The organism is Caloramator fervidus, from assembly GCF_900108045.1.
GTDB classification, from domain to species: Bacteria; Bacillota; Clostridia; order Clostridiales; family Caloramatoraceae; genus Caloramator; species Caloramator fervidus.
Genome location: NZ_FNUK01000001.1, coordinates 204665 through 225082 on the forward strand (window position 1 = coordinate 204665; position 20418 = coordinate 225082).

Annotated in this window: 20 protein-coding genes; 19 read left to right on the plus strand and 1 reads right to left on the minus strand. The window is 34.6% G+C overall.

Going from position 1 to position 20418, the window contains the following annotated elements; genetic code table 11:
• Positions 1 to 8: 8 nt before the first annotated feature.
• From C4R78_RS01090 to ade (C4R78_RS01155), 14 genes are read left to right on the plus strand one after another with little or no spacing between them, the layout of a single operon-like run.
• Positions 9 to 275 (plus strand): BMC domain-containing protein, encoded by a 267-nt coding sequence (locus C4R78_RS01090; RefSeq protein ID WP_242971171.1) that lies wholly within the window; start codon positions 9 to 11, stop codon positions 273 to 275.
• A 10-nt stretch (positions 276 to 285) separates the two neighbouring features.
• Complete coding sequence (locus tag C4R78_RS01095; protein ID WP_103895245.1) at positions 286 to 501, plus strand: hypothetical protein; 216 nt, start codon at positions 286 to 288, stop codon at positions 499 to 501.
• 5 nt (positions 502 to 506) lie between these two features.
• Positions 507 to 821: a BMC domain-containing protein gene (locus C4R78_RS01100; protein ID WP_242971172.1), complete on the plus strand. Its 315-nt coding sequence runs from the start codon at positions 507 to 509 to the stop codon at positions 819 to 821.
• An 11-nt stretch (positions 822 to 832) separates the two neighbouring features.
• Positions 833 to 1114 (plus strand): BMC domain-containing protein, encoded by a 282-nt coding sequence (locus C4R78_RS01105; RefSeq protein WP_103895247.1) that lies wholly within the window; start codon positions 833 to 835, stop codon positions 1112 to 1114.
• Positions 1115 to 1137: 23 nt separating this feature from the next.
• On the plus strand, positions 1138 to 1413 hold the full coding sequence (locus tag C4R78_RS01110; protein WP_103895248.1) for a hypothetical protein: 276 nt from the start codon (positions 1138 to 1140) through the stop codon (positions 1411 to 1413).
• 23 nt (positions 1414 to 1436) lie between these two features.
• Positions 1437 to 1706: a EutN/CcmL family microcompartment protein gene (locus C4R78_RS01115; RefSeq protein ID WP_103895249.1), complete on the plus strand. Its 270-nt coding sequence runs from the start codon at positions 1437 to 1439 to the stop codon at positions 1704 to 1706.
• Between the two features lie 11 nt (positions 1707 to 1717).
• Entirely contained in the window at positions 1718 to 3529 is a 1812-nt protein-coding gene (gene ade / locus C4R78_RS01120) for an adenine deaminase (RefSeq protein WP_103895250.1), read from the plus strand.
• A gap of 11 nt (positions 3530 to 3540) precedes the next feature.
• Entirely contained in the window at positions 3541 to 4881 is a 1341-nt protein-coding gene (locus C4R78_RS01125) for an NCS2 family permease (RefSeq protein ID WP_242971173.1), read from the plus strand.
• A gap of 38 nt (positions 4882 to 4919) precedes the next feature.
• Positions 4920 to 6248 (plus strand): 5'-deoxyadenosine deaminase, encoded by a 1329-nt coding sequence (locus C4R78_RS01130; RefSeq protein ID WP_103895251.1) that lies wholly within the window; start codon positions 4920 to 4922, stop codon positions 6246 to 6248.
• Positions 6249 to 6260: 12 nt separating this feature from the next.
• On the plus strand, positions 6261 to 7145 hold the full coding sequence (locus C4R78_RS01135; RefSeq protein WP_103895252.1) for an FAD binding domain-containing protein: 885 nt from the start codon (positions 6261 to 6263) through the stop codon (positions 7143 to 7145).
• Positions 7135 to 7599, plus strand: a complete 465-nt coding sequence (locus tag C4R78_RS01140; RefSeq protein WP_103895253.1) for a (2Fe-2S)-binding protein — start codon at positions 7135 to 7137, stop codon at positions 7597 to 7599. Before C4R78_RS01135 ends, C4R78_RS01140 begins: the two co-directional genes overlap by 11 nt.
• Entirely contained in the window at positions 7592 to 8821 is a 1230-nt protein-coding gene (locus tag C4R78_RS09655) for a xanthine dehydrogenase family protein molybdopterin-binding subunit (RefSeq protein ID WP_173689726.1), read from the plus strand. The genes C4R78_RS01140 and C4R78_RS09655 overlap by 8 nt, the downstream gene beginning before the upstream one ends.
• Positions 8794 to 9804, plus strand: a complete 1011-nt coding sequence (locus tag C4R78_RS09660) for a xanthine dehydrogenase family protein molybdopterin-binding subunit (protein WP_278308546.1) — start codon at positions 8794 to 8796, stop codon at positions 9802 to 9804. The genes C4R78_RS09655 and C4R78_RS09660 overlap by 28 nt, the downstream gene beginning before the upstream one ends.
• A 4-nt stretch (positions 9805 to 9808) precedes the next feature.
• Positions 9809 to 11515 carry an adenine deaminase gene (gene ade / locus C4R78_RS01155; RefSeq protein WP_103895255.1) on the plus strand — a complete coding sequence of 569 codons (1707 nt, stop codon included), beginning with the start codon at positions 9809 to 9811 and terminating at the stop codon, positions 11513 to 11515.
• 28 nt (positions 11516 to 11543) lie between these two features.
• On the opposite strand, the gene yjeM is transcribed toward ade (C4R78_RS01155), so the two are convergent.
• Positions 11544 to 13061 carry a glutamate/gamma-aminobutyrate family transporter YjeM gene (gene yjeM, locus C4R78_RS01160; RefSeq protein WP_103895256.1) on the minus strand — a complete coding sequence of 506 codons (1518 nt, stop codon included), beginning with the start codon at positions 13059 to 13061 and terminating at the stop codon, positions 11544 to 11546.
• Positions 13062 to 13455: 394 nt separating this feature from the next.
• Here yjeM and C4R78_RS01165 point away from each other — a divergent pair, with 394 nt between their 5' ends.
• The 5 genes from C4R78_RS01165 to C4R78_RS01185 are packed head-to-tail and all read left to right on the plus strand — an operon-like array spanning position 13456 to position 20026.
• Positions 13456 to 15138 carry a formate--tetrahydrofolate ligase gene (locus C4R78_RS01165; RefSeq protein ID WP_103895257.1) on the plus strand — a complete coding sequence of 561 codons (1683 nt, stop codon included), beginning with the start codon at positions 13456 to 13458 and terminating at the stop codon, positions 15136 to 15138.
• 23 nt (positions 15139 to 15161) lie between these two features.
• On the plus strand, positions 15162 to 17195 hold the full coding sequence (locus C4R78_RS01170) for a urocanate hydratase (RefSeq protein ID WP_103895258.1): 2034 nt from the start codon (positions 15162 to 15164) through the stop codon (positions 17193 to 17195).
• Between the two features lie 48 nt (positions 17196 to 17243).
• A complete protein-coding gene (ftcD, locus tag C4R78_RS01175) occupies positions 17244 to 18146 on the plus strand; it encodes a glutamate formimidoyltransferase (protein ID WP_103895259.1) in 903 nt (300 codons plus the stop codon).
• A gap of 4 nt (positions 18147 to 18150) precedes the next feature.
• Positions 18151 to 19431, plus strand: a complete 1281-nt coding sequence (hutI, locus tag C4R78_RS01180) for an imidazolonepropionase (protein WP_103895260.1) — start codon at positions 18151 to 18153, stop codon at positions 19429 to 19431.
• A complete protein-coding gene (locus C4R78_RS01185) occupies positions 19409 to 20026 on the plus strand; it encodes a cyclodeaminase/cyclohydrolase family protein (protein ID WP_103895270.1) in 618 nt (205 codons plus the stop codon). The genes hutI and C4R78_RS01185 overlap by 23 nt, the downstream gene beginning before the upstream one ends.
• The last annotated feature ends 392 nt before the right edge of the window (positions 20027 to 20418 follow it).

Consider the following 20418-nt stretch of genomic DNA (forward strand, 5'->3'; position numbering starts at 1 on the left):
GAGGTGATATGATGAGGGAAGCTATAGGTTTGATTGAAACAAGGGGGCTTGTTGCGGCAATTCAGGCAGCTGATACAATGGTAAAAACTGCAAATGTGAGGATTCTAAATTATCAAGTTGTAGGTTCAGGGCTTGTATCTGTGACTATAACTGGAGATGTAGCAGCAGTTAAGGCAGCTGTTGAAAATGCAAAGAAAGTTGCTGAGGAAATATCAGAAGTTATTTCGGCTAATGTAATTGCAAGACCCCATGATGAAGTTGATAAGATGTTTTAGGGGGGATTAAATGCTAAATAAGGTTGCTTTTAATAATTTTATAGAAAAAACTTTGCAGGAAAAAGGTTTAGAATATTCAGAAAAAACTACCACAAACTTAACTGAAAGGGAAGAAAAAATATTAAAGGAGATATTGTATAAAGAAAGGAGCCTTTTAAAAGAAAGTAAGACCTCTGAAGCTAAATATATATCCATAGATGATTTGGAGGCACTTTTTAAAGTTTAGGGGGTGTGGTTTTGAGAAGGGCTTTAGGGATTGTTGAAACTGTAGGTTTTAGTGCTGCTGTTGCTGCTATGGATGCAGCAGCAAAGGCTGCAGATGTTAACTTAGTTGGAATGGATAGGGTTATTGGAGTTGAAAAGGCTGTTGGAGTATCCATTCACTTTGAGGGAGAGGTTGCAGCAGTTTATGCAGCAGTAGAGGCAGCCGTTGAAGCAGCAAACAGGGTTGGAAAGGTTGCTTATTTTAAGGTTATTCCAAGACCCCATGAGGAGCTTGATAAGATTTTAGATGAGCTTAAAAAGAACATAAAAACTATTGAATAGGAGGTATATTTATGGGTCAAGCTTTAGGTTTAATTGAAACAAAAGGATTAACGGCGGCTATAGAAGCTGCAGATGCTATGGTTAAAGCTGCTAATGTTACTTTGGTTGGTTATGAAAAGATAGGGTTTGGTCTTGTGACTGTAATGGTAAGGGGAGATGTTGGAGCAGTAAAGGCTGCTGTTGATGCTGGTGCTGAAGCTGCAAGGCAGGTTGGAGAACTTCATGCTGTCCATGTAATTCCAAGGCCCCATGCAGAGGTGGAAAGGGTAATATTAAAAAGCGATAGCCAGTAGTAAATTGATTTATGGGTGATTAAATGGACAAATACGATTTTACAATAAAAATACTTGATGATTTAATAAGAAGATTAAAAGGAAAAAGTAAAGAAAAAAAAGTGGTAACTTTTGATAGCTTTGTTGAGGATAAAAAGTCTAAAGAAGAAACAAAAAATTCAAGAAAAGTTGTTATAACAGAAAGGGATATTTTAAACTACAAAGATGTGGTATTACATATACCTAAAAATAGTATAATAACGCCTCTTGCATTAGATTGTGCAAAATCAAAGGGGATAAAAATAATAAAGGGTGACTGATTCCTCGTTTTAGGAGGGTTAATATGAACTTAGGAAAAGTTATAGGAACGGTTGTTGCAACAAGAAAGGATGAAAGATTAACCGGCTGTAAGCTTTTGATAACCCAGCCGGTTGATTTTAAATATAAGCCTTTAGGCAGTCCTTTTATTGCGGTGGATACGGTTGGGGCTGGCATTGGAGAGATAGTTATATATACAACTTCAGGAACAGCGGCAAGGCTTGCGGCAAAAAAATTAGAGGCCCCAATTGACATAGCTATTATAGGTATAGTAGATAGAGTTGATTTATATTAGGGGGTGGAATATTGAAAGTTGATAACATTAAAAAAGCAATAGAACATAGACAGCTTATAGATGTTTTGATGGGAAATGGTTTTGCAGATATTGTTTTATATAAAGGTAATGTTGTTAACGTAGTTTCAGGGGAAATATATAAAGCAGATGTTGCAATAAAGGGAAAGTATATACTTATGGTTGGAAATGCTGAAAAATTAATAGGTGAAAATACTTTAGTGATAGATGTTAAAGGAAAATACATATCTCCAGGATTTATAGATTCCCATATGCATTTTGAAAGCAGTATGCTTACGGTAACAGAGTTTTCAAGACTTTCAATTCCATCTGGAACAACGACTATAGTTGCAGATCCCCACGAGATAGGAAATGCTTTAGGACCTTTAGGTATAAAGGCCATGGCTGATGAAATACAAAATGTTCCAAACCATGTCCATCTTGTTATTCCAGCATTAACCCCAGACTGTCCAAAACTTGAAACTGCAGGATATGATATAACTTCAAAGGATATGGAGGAGCTTTTAAATTATAAAAATGTAATAGGTATAGGAGAGCTTCAAGGTTTTAGCAATGCAAAACATGTCTATAAAAATACCCCAGAGATAATAGACGATCTTCTAGCTTCAACTTCCTATGCAAAATCAATAGGAAAAGTAGTTGATGGAAATGCTCCCGAGCTTTTTGGAAGTGAACTTGCAGCTCACATAATTGCAACTGGAACAAAATGTTCCTGTCATGAAACAACCACTAAAAAAGAATGTGTAGAAAAATTAAGACAGGGTGTTTATGTGTTTATGAGGGAAGGGTCCACTCAAAAGAACATGGCAGAGTGTATAAGAGCATATACAGAGGATAAGCTGGATACAAGAAGATTGATTCTTGCAACAGATGATATGGTGGCAGCTGACCTTGAAAGTTTAGGCCACATGAATGAAATAATAAGAAGGACTATAAAGCAAGGTGTTGAGCCTGTAAAGGCAATTCAAATGGCAACTATAAATCCTGCTGAATATTTTGGATTTAGAGATAGGGGGGCCCTTTTACCTGGATATCTTGCAGATATTGCTGTTATAAGCGATTTTGAAACTATGAAGATTGATGCTGTGTTTATAGAGGGAAAACTTGTTGCAGTTAAAGGAAAGCTTATTATTGATATTCCAAGATATATATATCCAGATGAAGTAAAAAAATCTGTAAAATGCTCAAAGATAAGTGAGGAGGATATTTTAATAAAAGGTAATAAAAATTATGAAAAGGTAAGATGCATAGGGCTTATTCCTGATCAAAATTTAACAGAAGCCTTAGAAGAAGAATTAAAAACAGTATCGGGATATGTTTTACCAGATCCTTCAAAGGATATTTTAGAAATAGTTTGTATTGAAAGATATGGAAGAACAAGAGGAATAGGAAAGGCATTTGTAAAGGGATTTGGCCTTAAAGAAGGGGCCTTTGCAGAAAGTGTATCCCATGACGCCCATAATATAATTGCTGTTGGTTGTAATGTAAAAGACATAGTTAATGCTGCCAACAGGGTAATTGAGATGGGGGGTGGTATAGCAATATCAAACAGAGGAAGAATTTTAGAAGAACTTAGGCTACCAGTTGGCGGGCTTATAACAGATGAGCTTGACGGTCATGAGGTTGCAAGAAGGATAAAGAGTTTAGAGGATACTGCAAAGAATGTGTTAGGATGTAAAGTTCATGCACCATTTATGCATCTTTCATTTTTATCTTTAACTACAAGTCCTAAATGGAAGATAACTGACAAAGGGCTTGTGGATGTTAACAATTTTAAAATATTAAGCCCAGTAATTGAAGATTAGGAGGGGGTTTTATGTCTATTAAGCCAGAAATGGCAACTTCAACTTCTGGCTTTTCAAGATGGGCAGAGAAGGTTTTTAAATTAAGCCAAAATAAAACCAATGTTAGAACAGAAATAGTTGCAGGTTTTACTACATTTATGACAATGGCCTACGTTCTTATAGTAAATCCACAAATTTTAAGCAACACGGGAATGGATAAGGGAGCATTGTTTAGCGCAACAGCTTTGTCGGCTGCAATTGCTACCCTTGTTATGGCTTTCCATGCTAATTATCCTTTTGCTCTTGCACCTGGAATGGGACTTAACGCCTTTTTTGCATTTACTGTTGTCCTTGGAATGAAATATCCTTGGCAGGTAGCTCTTACTGCAATACTTATAGAAGGTTTGATATTTATATTGCTTTCTGTAACTCCAGTTAGAGAGATGATAGTAAATGCCATCCCACTTACAATAAAACATGCAGTAAGCGTAGGTATTGGATTTTTTATAGCCTTCATTGGTGTAAGAAGTGCGGGAATAGTTGTAAACTCTGAAGCAACAGGGGTTACTTTAGGAAATTTAAAGAGCCCAGAAGTTTTGTTAGCTATAATAGGACTAATTATAATGGGATATCTTCTTGCAAGGGGAGTTAAGGGTGCTCTTTTAATAGGTATATTGATAACAACCCTTTTAGGAATTCCTCTTAAGGTTACTCCAATTCCATCATCTATAATAAGCGCACCACCATCACTTTCTCCTATATTTTTTAAATTTGATTTTAGCAAGGTTTTAACAGGAGAATTTCTAATTGTAATGTTTACCTTCTTATTTGTTGATATGTTTGATACTGTTGGAACATTGGTTGGAGTTGCTTCAAAGGCAGATATGCTTGATAAGGATGGAAAGCTTCCAAGAGCAAGGCAGGCACTTTTAGCAGATGCAATAGGAACAACCTTTGGTGCAATACTAGGAACAAGTACAGTTACAACTTATGTTGAAAGTGCAGCAGGCGTTGCGGAGGGTGGAAGAACAGGTCTTACTGCTTTTACAGTAGCTGTGTTAATGCTTTTATCTCTTTTCTTTGCACCTATATTCACTATAGTTCCATCAGCGGCAACCGCACCAGCTTTGATAATAATAGGATTATTCATGTTATCTCCAATATTTAAGATTAATTTTGAAGACTATACTGAAGCTATTCCAGCCTTTTTAACTATAATAATGATGCCATTTACTTATAGCATAGCTGAAGGTTTGGTATTTGGTATAGTTTCATATGTTGTTTTAAAGATTATTTCAGGAAGATATAAGGAAGTTTCAGGAACTATGTATGTTTTAGCTATCTTATTTATATTAAAGAGCATTTTAGGATGAGGCAACGCCTCATCCTAAACTCAATTGGGGGGATAAAGATGAAAAGGATATTAATTAAAAATGGAACTTTAGTTACTATGAACAAAAAAAGAGAGATTTTAAAGGCGGATATATTGATTGAAGGAAATAAAATAAAGGAAATTAAGCAGGATTTACAGGTTTTTGCAGATGAAATTATAGATGCAGAGGGAAAAGTTATTTTACCTGGATTTATTCAAACTCACATACATCTTACTCAAACCCTTTTTAGAGGACAGGCTGATGATTTAGAGCTTTTGGATTGGCTTAAAAAGAAAATATGGCCCCTTGAGGGTGGGCATACTGAAGAATCAAACTATATTTCTGCAAAGCTTGGAATTGCAGAGCTTATAAAATGTGGAACGACATCAATTATTGATATGGAAACAGTCCATCATACCGATAGTGCCTTTGAGGCTATTTATGAAACGGGATTTAGGGCGGTTGCAGGAAAATGTATGATGGATTATGGAGATGAAGTTCCAAGTTCTCTGATGGAAAACAAAGAGGATTCAATAAAAGAAAGTTTAAGGCTTTTGAAAAAGTGGCATAAAAAAGCAGGAAGAATATATTATGCCTTTAATCCAAGGTTTGCGGTATCCTGCACAGAAGAATTGCTTTTAAGGGTTAGGGACCTTGCAAAGGAATACGATGTTTTAATTCATACCCACGCATCTGAAAACAGGGGAGAAATAGAATTCGTTGAGAAGGATAGGGGAATGAGAAACATAATATATCTTCATAAGTTAGGGTTAACTGGTGAAAGACTTGTTTTAGCTCACTGTATATGGCTTGATGAGGAGGAAATGAAGATATTAGCTGATACAGGAACAAAAATAGCCCACTGTCCGAGTTCTAATTTAAAACTTGCATCGGGAATTGCAAAAATACCAGAACTTCTTGATATGGGAGCAAATGTATCAATAGGTGCAGATGGAGCACCATGTAATAATAACTTAGATATTTTTATAGAGATGAGAATGGCAGCTTTGATTCAAAAAGCAAGGCTTTTAAGTCCAACCGTTATGCCCGCAATTAAGGTTTTAGAGATGGCTACAATAAATGGAGCAAAGGCAATGGGAATGGAGGATAAATTAGGAAGTATAGAAGAAGGAAAGCTTGCAGATTTGATTATATTAAATTTAAATAAAGTTCATAATCTACCAACTGAAAAGGTTGATATAGTGTCTCAAATTGTTTACTCAGCAAAGGCAGAAGATGTTGAAACTACGATAATAGATGGAAATATAGTTATGAGGGATAGAAAGTTGCTTACAATAAATGAAAAAGCATTAATGGAAGATGTTAATGCAGCTATAAAAAAGCATGTTAAAAGATTAGGAATTTAGGGGGACTTTAATATGAATTTAAAAGCCTGTTATAGACCTTTAACCTTAAAGGAGGCTTTGGATTATTTAGAAGAATATAAGGATAAATCAAAGATAATAGCAGGGGGAACGGACCTTATAATTAAGTTAAGAAAAGGTAATATAAATCCTCAAGTTTTAATAGATATAAGCTTTATAAATGAATTAAAAGGAGTATTAGAAGTTGGAGAGTATATGGAAATAGGGTGTGGGACTACTTTTTATGATTTAGCTTCCTGTATTCTTTTAAATGAAAGGTTAAAGGGATTAAAAGATGCTGCAAGAAGTGTAGGTTCACCTCAAATTAGAAATAGAGGTACCATTGGAGGAAACATATGTAATGCTTCGCCAGCTGCAGACAGCGTAGTTCCTCTTTTGGCTTTAGATAGTATTTTAACTTTAGAGAGCAAAAAAGGAAAAAGAAAAATTTATCTAAAGGATTTTTTTAAGGATAAAGGAAAAACAGATATAAGGGATGATGAGATTTTAACTACAATAAAATTTAAAACACCAACTAAAAATCAAGGTTTAGGTTTTTATAAGCTAGGTCTTAGAAAATCTTTAGCAATATCAAGAATAAGTTTTTCAGTATTTTTAGAGATAGATGATATAAATAGAATTGAAATAATTAGAGTTGCCAGCGGTTCAGTAGGGAAATTTCCTATGAGGGAATATAAAATTGAAAATTATTTAACAGGAAGGATTTTAGATGAAGATACTTTAAATACGGCTTTAGAGATATTAGAGAAGGATATATATGAAAGATTAAATGGAAGAAACACTGCAAGGTTTAAAAGTATAGCGGCAAAAGGAGTTTTTAAAAAGGCTCTTTTAAAGGCTCTTTGTTTAGCTAAAGGGGGAGGTAAAATTGAAGATTGAGCTTAATGTAAATGGTAAGGATTATTCAATAGAAATTGAGGAACATTTAAGACTTATAGACCTTTTGAGGGATAAACTTAATTTGACAGGAACAAAAGAAGGATGTGGAGAAGGAGAATGTGGAGCTTGTACGGTAATAATGGATGGAAGGATAGTAAATTCTTGTCTTGTTATGGCTTTTCAAGCTCATAAAAGCAAAATAATTACCATAGAAGGAGTTGAGGATGAGGATATAAAAAATGCCTTTATAGAAGAAGGAGCTGTTCAGTGCGGTTTTTGTACCCCGGGAATGATTTTAGCAGCAAAAAGCCTTCTAGATAAAAATGAAAATCCAAGTGAACAAGATATAAGAGAAGCAATATCTGGGAATTTGTGTAGATGCACAGGTTATAACAAGATAGTTAGTGCAATAAAAAAGGCAGCAGAGATAAAAAGAGGTGGAAGAAATGTTTGAATTTATTGGGAAAAACATAAAAAGGATAGATGCAAAGGATAAAGTAGAAGGAAAGGCTATTTACCCTCAAGATATATATATTGAAGGAATGCTCTATGGTTTTACTGTAAGGTCAAAATTTCCCCATGCTTTTATAAAGGTTGATGTTTCTGAAGCTGAAAAAGTTGATGGTGTTGTAAAAGTATTTACTTATAAGGATGTTCCTGGGAAAAATCATCATGGAGTAGTTTTAAAGGACCATGAAGTTTTTATAAGTAAAAAAGTAAAAAGGATAGGAGATCCCATTGCCTTTGTTGTTGCAAAGTCTAAAGAAATAGCAGAATATGCAGCTTCTCTTGTCAAGGTAGAATATGATATTCTTCCAGCTGTATTTGATCCTGAAGAAGCCATGAGGGAGAATAGCCCCAAGGTCCATGATAAAGATAATGTATTTTATCACTTTAAGATAAGAAAAGGGGATGTTGAAAAGGCTTTTAAAGAATGTGATGTGATTGTAGAAAATGTTTATAAAGTTCCAATGGTTGATCATGCCTTTTTACAGCCAGAGGCTGGCGTATCTTATATAGATGAAGATGGGAAAATAGTTGTTATAGCATCCACTCAGTATCCACATTTTGATCAGGAAGAAATTGCACAAGCTTTAGGAGTTAGCAAAGATTTAGTTAAAGTTTTAACCCCAGCAGTAGGGGGAGCCTTTGGTGGTAGAGAGGATATAACTTTGCAAATTCATCTTGCAATTGCTGCCTTTACTTTAAAAAGGCCTGTTAAGGCAGTTTATTCAAGGGAAGAATCTTTTATTGCTCACTCTAAAAGACATGCCATGAAGATGTATTATAAAACAGGTGCTACTAAAGATGGAAAACTTTTGGCTTTAGAAGCAAAGATAATAGGTGATTCTGGGGCTTATGCTTCGTGGTCGATGAATGTTTTAAGAAAAGCGGCAGTTCATGCAACAGGTCCTTATGTAGTTGAAAATGTAAAGATTGATAGTTTTGCGGTATATACTAATAATCCTTTTACAGGTGCTATGAGGGGATTTGGAGCAACTCAAGTTCCTATAGCCTATGAACAGCAGATGGATATTTTAGCTAGAAAGCTTGGTTTAAGTCCTATTGAAATAAGACTTAAAAATTGTTTTAAGGAAGGTAGTGAAACTGCCACAGGACAAATTCTTGAGAAGGTTGCCCTTGAAAAATGTATAGAAGAATTAAAAAGGTTTTAGGTGGTGATATATTGAAAAAAAGAGGAAAAGGTATTGGAGTTACATTTTATGGGACAGGTTATGGTAATGGTTTTCCAGATGTTTCAAGGGCCTATGCAAGGCTTTTAGAAGATGGAAAGGTGGAAATTTTAGTTGGTGCCACCGAAGTTGGTCAAGGTGCAAAAACCGTTATGGTTCAAATAGCTTCAGAAACTTTAAATATTCCTATAGAGGATGTAATTTTAGTAAATGAAGATACTTCTAAAGCTCCAGATGCAGGAACAGCCGCAGCTTCAAGGCAGACCTACAATTCGGGGAATGCAGTAAAGATAGCTTGTGAAAATTTAAAGGATAATATTTTACAAGAGGCTAAAAAAATATTAAATGTTAATTCTAAGATAGGGCTTGTTTGTGAAAAAGGAAGTGTTTATGTAAAAACATACCCTTCAAAAAAGGTAAGTTTTAAGGAGATAGCAAACATTAATAATAATCTAAAAGGAGAAGGAGTATTTATAGCCCATACAACTCAAATGGATGAAAATGGTCAAGGTGCTCCTTATTGGCCATATACATTTGCAGCCTGTGCTGTTGAGGTTGAAGTTGATACAGAAACAGGAGAAGTTACTATTTTAAGGGCAAAATTAGTTTTAGATGTTGGAAAGGCTGTAAATCCAACCCTTGTAGAAGGTCAGATAGATGGTGGCTTTGCCATGGGAGTTGGATATGCTCTTATGGAGGATGTAGGTCTTAAAGATGGAAAGATGTTAAATTCTAGTTTTGAAAAGTATATAATTCCAACATCTTTGGACATACCAAATATTGAAAAGGTCCTTATTGAATATCCAGAAGATACCGCACCTTACGGAGCAAAGGGGATAGGAGAACCTGTTTTACTTCCTGTTGCTCCGGCAATATTAAATGCAATATATGATGCTATAGGGGTAAGATTTTATGAAATTCCTGTAACTTGTGAAAAGATACTTTTACAACTTAATAAAGGGTGATTATATGGTTGATTTAAAAAGAAGAATTAAGATAGCAAAGGGAGAGGAAAAAGCACAGCTTGTTTTGAAAAATTGTAAAATAATAAATGTTTTTTCCCATGAAATAATAGAAGGAGATATTGCAATTGATGATGGTAAAATAGTTGCTGTAGGAAAATATGAAGGATTTAAAGAAATAGATTTAAAAGGTCTTTATGCTTCGCCAGGCCTTATAGATGGTCATGTCCATATAGAATCATCTTTAGTTGTTGTAGAGGAGTTTGCAAAGGCAGTAGTTCCTAAAGGTACCACTTGCATAATAGCAGATCCCCATGAAATTGCCAACGTTTGTGGAATAGATGGAATAGAATATATTTTAAATGCAAGCAAAGACTTACCCCTTGATGTATTTATAATGCTTCCTTCTTGTGTTCCTGCAACTAAATTTGAAACTTCAGGTGCTGTTATTACAGATGAGGATATAAAAAGGCTTATAGATAATGAAAGAATACTAGGGCTTGGAGAACTTATGGATTATCCATCTGTTATAAATTGTAATGAGGAGATTTTAAAGAAAGTAGAGGCTGCAAAAGGGAAAATAATTGATGGCCATGGTCCTTTTATAGAGGATAAGGAACTTTTAGCTTATTTAGCATCAGGAGTAAAAACCGAACATGAGTGTTCTACTTTAAAGGAATTTGTAGATAGATTAAGGCTTGGTATGTATATATTAATTAGAGAAGGGTCAGCTGCAAGGAATTTAACAGAGCTTATAAAAGCTGTAAATCCATATAATTTAAGAAGGTGTTTATTTTGCACCGATGATAGACATCCTGAGGATATAATAAAGGATGGACATATAAATAACAATTTAAAAATTGCTGTTAGAAACGGTTTAGATCCAATCTCTGCTGTAGTTATGGCTACATTAAATGCAGCGGAATGTTATGGTTTAAAATATAAAGGCGCTATAGCTCCTTTATATGATGCAGATATAGTTATTTTTAAAGATTTAATTGATTTTGAACCTGTTTTGGTATTCAAAAAAGGAGAGCTTGTTGCAAAGGATGGAAAGCCTTTATTTGAAGTTAAAAAATTTATTGATAACAAAGTTTTAAATAAAATAAATATAAAAGGCTTAAAGGAAGATATGTTTAAAATAAAGTTCAAAGAAGACTTTGTAAATGTAATTGAGTTAGTTCCTTTTAGTCTTATAACAAGAAATGTAAAAAAGAAGGTAGTTTTAAGGGATGGAGAGTTTAAATGTGAGGACAATGATGGTCTTTTAAAACTGGCAGTTATTGAAAGGCATAAAGGAACAGGAAATGTGGGGCTTGGAATAGTTGAAGGTTTTGGGCTTAAAAAAGGAGCTATTGCAACAACAATAGCCCATGATTCCCATAATTTAATAATAATTGGAGATAATGATAAGGATATGTATATAGCAGCTTTAGAGGCTGAAAAATTAAAGGGTGGAATAATTGTAGTTTCACAAGGAAAAGTTTTAAAGGAATTGCCTCTTCCTATTGCAGGACTTATGAGCGATAAGGATATAGAAACTGTTAATAAAGATTTATCAGAAATAATAGAAGTTGCATATAATAAGCTTAATGTATCAAGAAATTTTGATCCTATAATGACTCTTGCATTTTTAGCATTGCCTGTAATTCCAGAGCTTAAACTAACTGACATGGGGCTTTTTGATGTAAAAAATGCTTGTTATTTGATATAAAAAAGTCCGGCACATGCCGGACTTTTTATTACGCAACTTTGTTTTGTTTTTCAGCAACTTTCTTTTCGTATCTGTTATACATAGCAAGAGCAACTATTGAGAAGAATATTGGTCCTGCTATTGACCAGAATGTTGTTAGCTTGTCTCCTTCTAAAGCTGGTTCAAGAATTGTAAAGAAGTTTGCAAAACCAACTGTTAGAGTAACTACTACTGTCCAGAATAGAGCACTGTTGTAAGTTTTGAATACTTCAAATGGTTTATGAATGTTAGTATTTTTCTTAAATGGAGCAAATGCATATGAAATAAACATATATGGTAAAGTCATACCTACGTTAGTCATCATAACAAGGATATCAAAGAATTTTGCCATTGAATCTCCACCAAAGGAAACAAGTGCTATCATTACAGCAACAGTAATTCCTTGAACCCACATAGCAAACTTTGGCATACCGTCTTTAATTTCTCCAAGTCTTCCTGGCCAAAGTTCTGCAGGTGTTCCTTCAATCATTTGCTTTAATGGAGCGTAAGTTAAAGTAAAGAATGCACCTGTTATTGAAAGGAATACTGAAAGTCCTATGAATCTAGCAATCCATTGACCCATTGCGATAGCTGTAGCTTCGCTTAACCCCATTGCTATACCTAACTGATATCCAAGGTTACCCATTACAACGTAGCTTGCGTTTCCAAGGTGAACGCCTTCAACGTTTATAACCTTAGCCCAGTTTGTAAATACACCAACAAGGAATATACCTAGTGAATAACCAATTGATATAATTGCAGCTGAAATTGTAATTCCTTTTGGTAAAGTCTTTTCTGGTTCTTCAGTTTGGTCAACAAGACCACTTGCAACCTCAATTCCACCATAAGCAAATATTGCGTAAACTACGAATGCAAGACCAGCTAATATATTTCCTGCATATTTTGGGTTTGGTGATTGAGTGAATGTTGAAAGTCCAACTATTGGTTCAGCAAGTTTACCCTTGTTTAATATAAGAACAAGTAATGATCCAACCCAAAGAAGAATGTTTAATGCAGCAACTGCTGATCCACCAATTGAAGTAACTTTTTTAATCTTTTCAAGTCCCTTTGATGAAAGATAAGTTACGAAGAGTATCCATAGAATACCTAAAACTCCAAGAAGTTTTGGTCCTTGTAGACCTAAAAATGCCCAGTTCTTTGTAGTGTCTTTACCAAATATAGCGTTTGAAAGTGGAACCCATATACCTGATGATACGTTAACCATCCAAATAATGTATGAAGCATACCACATGAAGGTTCCAACGAAGGCGAACTTAGGACCTACTGATTTTTCCATCCATGAGTATATTCCACCTTTTTCATCTTTGAAGGCAGCACCAAACTCTGCCATCATAAGTGCGAATGGAACGAAGAATGTTATTGCTGATAGAATATACCATGGAATAGCAGCATAACCCATTTTGTAGAAGGATCTTGGAATGTTATTAAAGCCATACACGGAAGTAAAAATCATGAGTATCAATGATACCAAAGTTAGCTTTTGTCCTTTGTTTGGACCGTGCGCCATTTTAAAACCTCCTTTTTACGAATTGTTTACAAATACATTATACTAAAAACGACAAATAAATCAATAATTCTACAAAAAGTAATAATATTTTTTAAATTTTTTAATTTCAAAAATATGAAATTAAAGAATTTGAATTTGTCATATTTTGGTTGTGAATTATAACTTGAATTATTTTTGAACTGTTTTTTGCTTACAATGAAGGATTTAAAAGCAATTTTCAGAAAATAAAAAAATTAAAAACTATACTTTTAAATCAAAAAATATTTTTGTTGAGAAAAAAACGCTTCAGTTAAGTTTACAAAGTTTTAACAAACTGTGCTAAAATAAATTAGACGTTTTTTTGACTCTTTATAATTATAATTAATTTTAAGAATGTTTTGAAAGGGGTAAGGATATGGAGGTTAAAGTTCCAAGTGATATTGAGATTGCTCAAAGTGCAAAGTTAAGGCCTATAATGGATATTGCAAAAGAGTGGGGAATTGAAGAGGATGAGGTAGAGCTTTATGGAAAATATAAAGCTAAAATATCTTTAGATATATTTAAAAGGTTAAAGGATAAGCCAGATGGGAAACTTATATTAGTTACAGCAATAAATCCAACTCCAGCAGGAGAAGGTAAATCAACAACCACAGTGGGACTTGGACAAGCTCTTAATAAAATTGGAAAAAAGGCAGTTATAGCTTTAAGAGAACCATCATTAGGACCTGTATTTGGAGTAAAGGGTGGAGCTGCAGGTGGAGGATATGCTCAAGTAGTTCCAATGGAGGATATAAACTTGCATTTTACAGGAGATATGCATGCCATAACTGCAGCCCATAATTTAGTTGCAGCTGCCATAGATAATCATATTCATCAAGGAAATAGCCTTGGAATTGACCCAAGACAAATAGTTTGGAAAAGAGTTCTTGATATGAATGATAGAGCTTTAAGGCAAATAGTTGTAGGGCTTGGTGGAAAGGCAAATGGTTTCCCAAGGGAAGATGGATTTATGATTACAGTAGCATCAGAAGTTATGGCAGCATTATGTCTTGCAAAGGATCTTATGGACCTTAAAGAAAGATTTGCAAGAATGGTTGTTGCTTATACATATGATGGGAAGCCTGTTACCATTGGTGATTTAAATGTTCAAGGTGCTATGGCAGTTTTAATGAAGGATGCTATAAAACCAAATCTTGTTCAAACTCTTGAAAATACTCCAGCTTTAATCCACGGAGGACCTTTTGCTAATATAGCCCATGGAACTAACAGCATTATTGCTACAAAACTTGGTTTGAAGCTTGGAGAGTATCTAGTAACAGAAGCAGGATTTGGTGCAGACCTTGGTGCTGAAAAGTTCTTTAACATAGTATGTAGATATGCAGGCTTTAGACCAGATGCAGTTGTTATAGTTGCAACCATTAGAGCTTTAAAAATGCATGGAGGAGTTTCAAAACAAGACCTTTCAAAGGAAAACTTAGAAGCTCTTGAAAAGGGATTTGAAAACCTTAAAAGGCATGTTCAAAATGTAAGAAAGTTTGGGCTTCCTGTTATGGTTGCAATAAATAGGTTTGCAAGCGATACAGAATCTGAAATAGAACTTCTTTATAAGCTTTGCAAAAAGATGGATGTAGAGGTTTCATTAAATGAAGTTTGGGCAAAAGGTGGAGAAGGCGGAATAGATATGGCAAGAAAGCTTGTGGAGCTTGTTGAGAACAGTAGACCTAACTTTAATTTCTTATATGATGTAAATATTCCAATAGTAGAAAAGGTAAATAAAATAGCAAAGGAAATCTACAGAGCAAGCAAAGTAACCTTTACATCACAAGCTTTAAAACAAATTCAAAAAATTGAAGAGTTAGGTTTTGATAAAATGCCAATTTGTATGGCAAAAACCCAATATTCTTTCTCAGATAATCCAGCCCTTTTAGGTGCTCCAAGTGATTTTGAAATAACAGTAAGAGAAGTTAGGGCATCTGTTGGTGCAGGATTTATAGTAGTTTTAACGGGGGATATAATGACAATGCCAGGTCTTCCAAAGGTTCCTGCTGCAGAAAAGATAGATATAGATGAAAATGGAAATATAGTAGGACTTTTCTAACAAAAGATTTTGGGGGGGATAATATGATTACAAACTTAGACATTAAAAATGCAATGAAGATTAGGCTTGATGAAATTCCAGAATATCCAAAGTTTGTTGAAGGTATAAGGAGGGCTCCCAGTAGAGGTTTTAGATTGACAAGGGAACAGACAGAAATAGCCCTTAAAAATGCATTAAGATACATTCCAGAGGAGTATCATGAAAAGCTTGCTCCAGAATTTATGGAGGAGCTTATAACAAGAGGAAGAATATATGGGTATAGATTTAGACCTGAAGGAAATATAAAAGCAAAGCCAATAGATGAATATAAAGGAAATTGCATTGAAGGAAAGGCTTTTCAGGTAATGATAGATAATAATCTTGATTTTGACGTTGCCCTTTATCCATACGAACTTGTAACTTATGGTGAAACAGGTTCAGTATGTCAAAATTGGATGCAATATAGGTTAATTAAAAAGTACCTTGAGGTTATGACTCAAGATCAAACTTTAGTTGTTGCATCAGGACATCCTGTTGGACTTTTCAGATCAAAACCAGATGCTCCAAGGGTTATAATTACAAACGCTCTTATGGTAGGTATGTTTGATAATCCTGATGACTGGGAAATTGCAGAAGAGATGGGAGTTGCAAATTATGGTCAGATGACAGCAGGAGGATGGATGTATATAGGACCTCAAGGTATAGTCCATGGAACATATAACACAATATTAAATGCAGGTAGAATAAAACTTGGACTTGGACATGATGCGGATTTAAGAGGAAGATTATTCGTATCATCCGGGCTTGGAGGAATGAGCGGTGCACAGCCAAAGGCAGTTGAAATTGCAAAGGGTGTTGGAATAATTGCAGAAGTTGATTATTCAAGGATAATGACAAGATATAATCAAGGTTGGGTAAAATATATATCTTCAGATCTTGATGAAGTATTTAGAGTTGCAAGAGAATATCTTGCAAAGAAAGAACCTATGTCAATTGCATACTATGGAAATGTAGTTGATTTATTAGAATATATTGTAAGGAACAACATTCATGTTGATTTATTATCAGATCAAACTTCATGCCATGCAGTTTATGAGGGAGGATACTGTCCACAAGGTATAACTTTTGAAGAGAGAACAAAGCTTCTCGAAACTGATAGAGAAAAGTTTAAGGAATTAGTAAACAGAAGCTTAAGAAGACATTTTGAGCTTATAAAGATTCTTGTTGATAGAGGAACTTACTTCTTTGATTATGGAAACTCCTTCATGAAGGCGGTATATGATGCTGGAGTAAAGGAAATTGCAAGGGGTGGAGATCCAAAGAATGGATTTATATTCCCATCATATGTAGAAGATATAATGGGACCTATGCTTTTTGATTATGGATATGGTCCATTTAGATGGGTATGCTTAAGTGGAAAGGATGAAGATTTAAGAAAAACAGACAAAGCAGCTATGGAATGCATAGATCCAAATAGAAGACCACAGGATAGGGACAACTGGATATGGATAAGGGATGCAGAAAAGAACAACTTAGTTGTTGGAACTAAGGCAAGAATACTCTACCAAGATGCAGAAGGAAGAACAAAAATAGCTCTTAAGTTTAATGAAATGGTAAGAAAAGGAGAAGTAGGTCCAATAATGATTGGTCGTGATCATCATGATGTTTCAGGAACTGACTCACCATTTAGAGAAACAGCAAACATTAAAGATGGTAGCAACATAATGGCGGATATGGCAACTCATTGTTTTGCAGGAAATGCTGCAAGGGGAATGAGTCTTGTAGCTCTTCACAATGGTGGTGGAGTTGGAATTGGAAAATCCATAAATGGTGGATTTGGGCTTGTTCTTGATGGAAGCTTAAGGGTTGATGAAATAATAAGAAGCGCTATGATGTGGGATGTTATGGGAGGAGTTGCTAGAAGAGCCTGGGCAAGAAACGAACATGCTTTAGAAGTTTCTATAGAACACAACAAAAAGAGCTCAACAGACCATATAACTTTGCCATATCTTGCTGATGATAACCTTGTTAAAGAAGTTGTTGACTTTGCCTTCAAAAAGCATGGAATCCAAAGATAAAAGGATGGGCTTTTAGCCCATCCAAATTTAAAGGAAAGGAGTTTGCTTATGGCAATGACAAAAATAGTTGAGTGCGTTCCAAATTTTAGCGAGGGAAGGGATTTAGAAAAAATTGAAAAAATAGTAAATCCCTTTAGAGGTAAGGATGGAGTAAAATTATTAGATTATAGCAGGGATGTTGACCACAATAGAGTAGTTGTAACTGTTGTTGGAGAACCTCAAGCTGTTAAAGAAGCTATGTTGGAAGCTATGGGAGTTGCAATTCAAGTTATTGATATGAGGAATCATAAGGGAGAGCATCCAAGAATGGGGGCAGTGGATGTAGTTCCTTTTATTCCTGTAAAGAATATGACTATGACAGAGGCTGTTGAACTTTCAAAGGAATTTGCAAAGGAAGCTGCAGAAAGATATAACGTTCCTATATTCTTATATGAAAAGTCAGCAACAAGTCCAGATAGAGAAAACCTTGCTAATATAAGAAAAGGTGAGTTTGAAGGAATGTTTGAAAAAATAAAGCTTCCTGAATGGAAGCCAGATTTTGGTCCACAGGAAGTTCATCCAACTGCAGGAGTTACAGCAGTTGGTGCAAGAATGCCTCTTGTTGCGTTTAATGTAAATCTTGGAACTAACAATATAGAAATTGCAAATAGGATTGCAAGAAATGTAAGGTTTTTAAATGGAGGATTAAGATACTGCAAGGCAATAGGAGTAGAGCTTAAAGATAGAGGAATAGTTCAAGTTTCAATGAACATGACGGATTATACAAAAACAGCCCTTTATAGAGCTTTTGAACTTATAAAAGTTGAAGCAAGAAGATATGGTGTTCCTGTAGTTGGAAGCGAAATAATAGGTCTTGTTCCTATGGAGGCTCTTATTGATACTGCTGTATATTATCTTGGAATAGAAGATTTTTCTATGGATCAGATACTTGAAAATAGAATAATGGAGTGATTTTATGAAGCTTTTGATAAAGAATGCATCAGAACTTGTAACCTGCAGCTCATTTAAAGCTAAAAAAGGAGATGAGATGAAGGAGCTTAGTATAATAGAAGATGGTGCTGTTGTTGTGGAGGATGGATACATAAAAAGAGTAGGAAAAACGGAGGATATATTAAAGGATATAAATATAAATGAATATGAAGTTATTGATGCTTCCAATAAAGCTGTCCTACCAGGTTTTATAGATTCCCACACTCATTTTGTATTTGGGGGATATAGAGCTGATGAGTATTATCTAAGGCTTAAAGGTGCTACTTATATGGAGATTATGGAAAAGGGTGGGGGAATAATAAATTCTGTTGAGGCAACAAAAAAAGCATCTAAAGAAGAACTTTTTAATTTAGGCCTTAAAAGGCTTGACTCTATGTTAAGCTTTGGAGTTACTACTGTTGAAGGAAAATCTGGATATGGCCTTGATTTTGATACAGAAGTAAAACAGCTTGAAGTTTATAAAAGTTTAAATAAAAGCCACCCTATAGATATAGTTACAACCTACTTAGGTGCTCATTCTGTTCCAAAGGAATATAAAGGAAAGAACATGGAATATATTGAATATATAATAAACGAAGTTTTACCTTACATCAAAGAAAAAAATCTTGCTGAATTTGTAGATGTTTTTTGTGAAAAAAATGTTTTTTCTGTGGATGAGTCAAGAAAACTTTTAATAGCTGCAAAGATGATGGGATTTAAATTAAAAATTCATGCAGATGAAATAGTTTCATTAGGTGGAGCAGAGCTTGCTGCAGAGGTTGGAGCAGTATCAGCGGATCATCTTTTGCAGTGTAGCGATAGAGGGATTGAAATGATGGTAAAAAAAGGAGTTATAGCAACCCTTTTGCCTGCAACTGCCTTTAGTTTAAAGGAAAAATTTGCAAGAGCAAGGCAAATGATAGATAGGGGGCTTGCGGTAGCATTAGCTTCTGATTTTAATCCGGGAAGCTGTTTTACAGAAAATTTGTCCCTTGTTATAGCTCTTGCTACTTTATATATGAATATGACCCTTGAAGAGGCAATAAATGCCGTTACAATAAATGCAGCTGCGGCTATAGGAAAAGAAAAAGAAATAGGAAGCATTGATGTAGGCAAAAAAGCAGATATAATCATATTGGAACATCCATCTTATAAGTTTATTCCATACCATATAGGTGTAAGCATAGTTGAGAAGGTTATTAAAAATGGAAAATTAGTTTATGATAAGGAGAGGGATGGAAGGTATGCTTATAGAGAAAAGTGTTAAGGAGTTTGTTGAGGAAACTGCAAGTTCATCTCCTGTTCCAGGGGGAGGAAGTGTTGCTGCTTTTTCTGGTGCAGTAGCAGCGGCATTATCTGAAATGGTTGCAAATCTTACTGTAGGGAAAAAGGGTTACGAAGATGTTCAAGAAGATATGAAAAACATAATAGAACAAGCAAAAAAAATAAGAGGCAATCTTTTAAAGGCAATAGATAAAGATAGCAAAGCTTTTGATAAAGTTATGGAGGCCTTTAAAATGCCAAAGGATACAGAAGAAGAAAAGGAAAAAAGAAAAAAAGCTATACAAGAAGCATTAAAGGAGGCTGCAATAGTTCCTTTAGATACTGCAAGGGAAGCTTTTAAGATTTTTGAGCTTTCTAGGAAGGTTATAGTAAATGGAAATAAAAATGCAATAACAGATGGAGCGGTATCCTGTATGATGGCAAGAACATCAATATTGTCAGCCCTTTTAAACGTAAAAATAAATTTAGCTTCAATAAAGGATGAGGAATTTGTTGAAAAGATTAAAAAGGAAGTGGAAGAATTAGAAGAAAAAACTTTAAAGCTTGAAAAGGAAATTTTAGATAAAGTAGAATTATAGAAATACCCTGCCTATTTTGGCAGGGTATTTTTTATAGACGGTTCTATGTCAATAGTTGGGGTGGGCAAATTATTCAGATGCCCGCCCTTGCTAATTTCCAAGGAGTTTTTATGTAATTGAGATTAATTTAAGCAAAAGCTTTAAAAATGGGCATGACAAAAAGGCCAATCAAAGGTTGGCTTTTATAAAAGCTCAGCGTATTGTTTATTTTTGCACGTAGTTTGGTATAGGTTTAAGAAGAAAACCTTTAAAGACTGACTTAGGTCGACTAAGGTTTTCTTCTTAAATTTTTTGCGCGAGGCCGTTAAAAATTGTTGTAGATTTAATAGTTTAACAAGTTTATACACAACAATGAAGAATTCGATTTCTAAACCTTTCAAAGTTCCTAAATC

Excerpts from the sequence above, each read along its gene's own strand:
- C4R78_RS01090 (WP_242971171.1), top strand. The coding sequence starts at position 9 with ATGATGAGGGAAGCTATAGGTTTGATTGAAACAAGGGGGCTTGTTGCG.
- C4R78_RS01095 (WP_103895245.1), top strand. The coding sequence starts at position 286 with ATGCTAAATAAGGTTGCTTTTAATAATTTTATAGAAAAAACTTTGCAG.
- C4R78_RS01105 (WP_103895247.1), top strand. The coding sequence starts at position 833 with ATGGGTCAAGCTTTAGGTTTAATTGAAACAAAAGGATTAACGGCGGCT.
- C4R78_RS01110 (WP_103895248.1), top strand. The coding sequence starts at position 1,138 with ATGGACAAATACGATTTTACAATAAAAATACTTGATGATTTAATAAGA.
- C4R78_RS01115 (WP_103895249.1), top strand. The coding sequence starts at position 1,437 with ATGAACTTAGGAAAAGTTATAGGAACGGTTGTTGCAACAAGAAAGGAT.
- C4R78_RS01125 (WP_242971173.1), top strand. The coding sequence starts at position 3,541 with ATGTCTATTAAGCCAGAAATGGCAACTTCAACTTCTGGCTTTTCAAGA.
- C4R78_RS01130 (WP_103895251.1), top strand. The coding sequence starts at position 4,920 with ATGAAAAGGATATTAATTAAAAATGGAACTTTAGTTACTATGAACAAA.
- C4R78_RS01135 (WP_103895252.1), top strand. The coding sequence starts at position 6,261 with ATGAATTTAAAAGCCTGTTATAGACCTTTAACCTTAAAGGAGGCTTTG.
- C4R78_RS09655 (WP_173689726.1), top strand. The coding sequence starts at position 7,592 with ATGTTTGAATTTATTGGGAAAAACATAAAAAGGATAGATGCAAAGGAT.
- C4R78_RS09660 (WP_278308546.1), top strand. The coding sequence starts at position 8,794 with ATGTATAGAAGAATTAAAAAGGTTTTAGGTGGTGATATATTGAAAAAA.
- ade (WP_103895255.1), top strand. The coding sequence starts at position 9,809 with ATGGTTGATTTAAAAAGAAGAATTAAGATAGCAAAGGGAGAGGAAAAA.
- yjeM (WP_103895256.1), bottom strand. The coding sequence starts at position 13,061 with ATGGCGCACGGTCCAAACAAAGGACAAAAGCTAACTTTGGTATCATTG.
- C4R78_RS01165 (WP_103895257.1), top strand. The coding sequence starts at position 13,456 with ATGGAGGTTAAAGTTCCAAGTGATATTGAGATTGCTCAAAGTGCAAAG.
- C4R78_RS01170 (WP_103895258.1), top strand. The coding sequence starts at position 15,162 with ATGATTACAAACTTAGACATTAAAAATGCAATGAAGATTAGGCTTGAT.
- ftcD (WP_103895259.1), top strand. The coding sequence starts at position 17,244 with ATGGCAATGACAAAAATAGTTGAGTGCGTTCCAAATTTTAGCGAGGGA.
- hutI (WP_103895260.1), top strand. The coding sequence starts at position 18,151 with ATGAAGCTTTTGATAAAGAATGCATCAGAACTTGTAACCTGCAGCTCA.
- C4R78_RS01185 (WP_103895270.1), top strand. The coding sequence starts at position 19,409 with ATGCTTATAGAGAAAAGTGTTAAGGAGTTTGTTGAGGAAACTGCAAGT.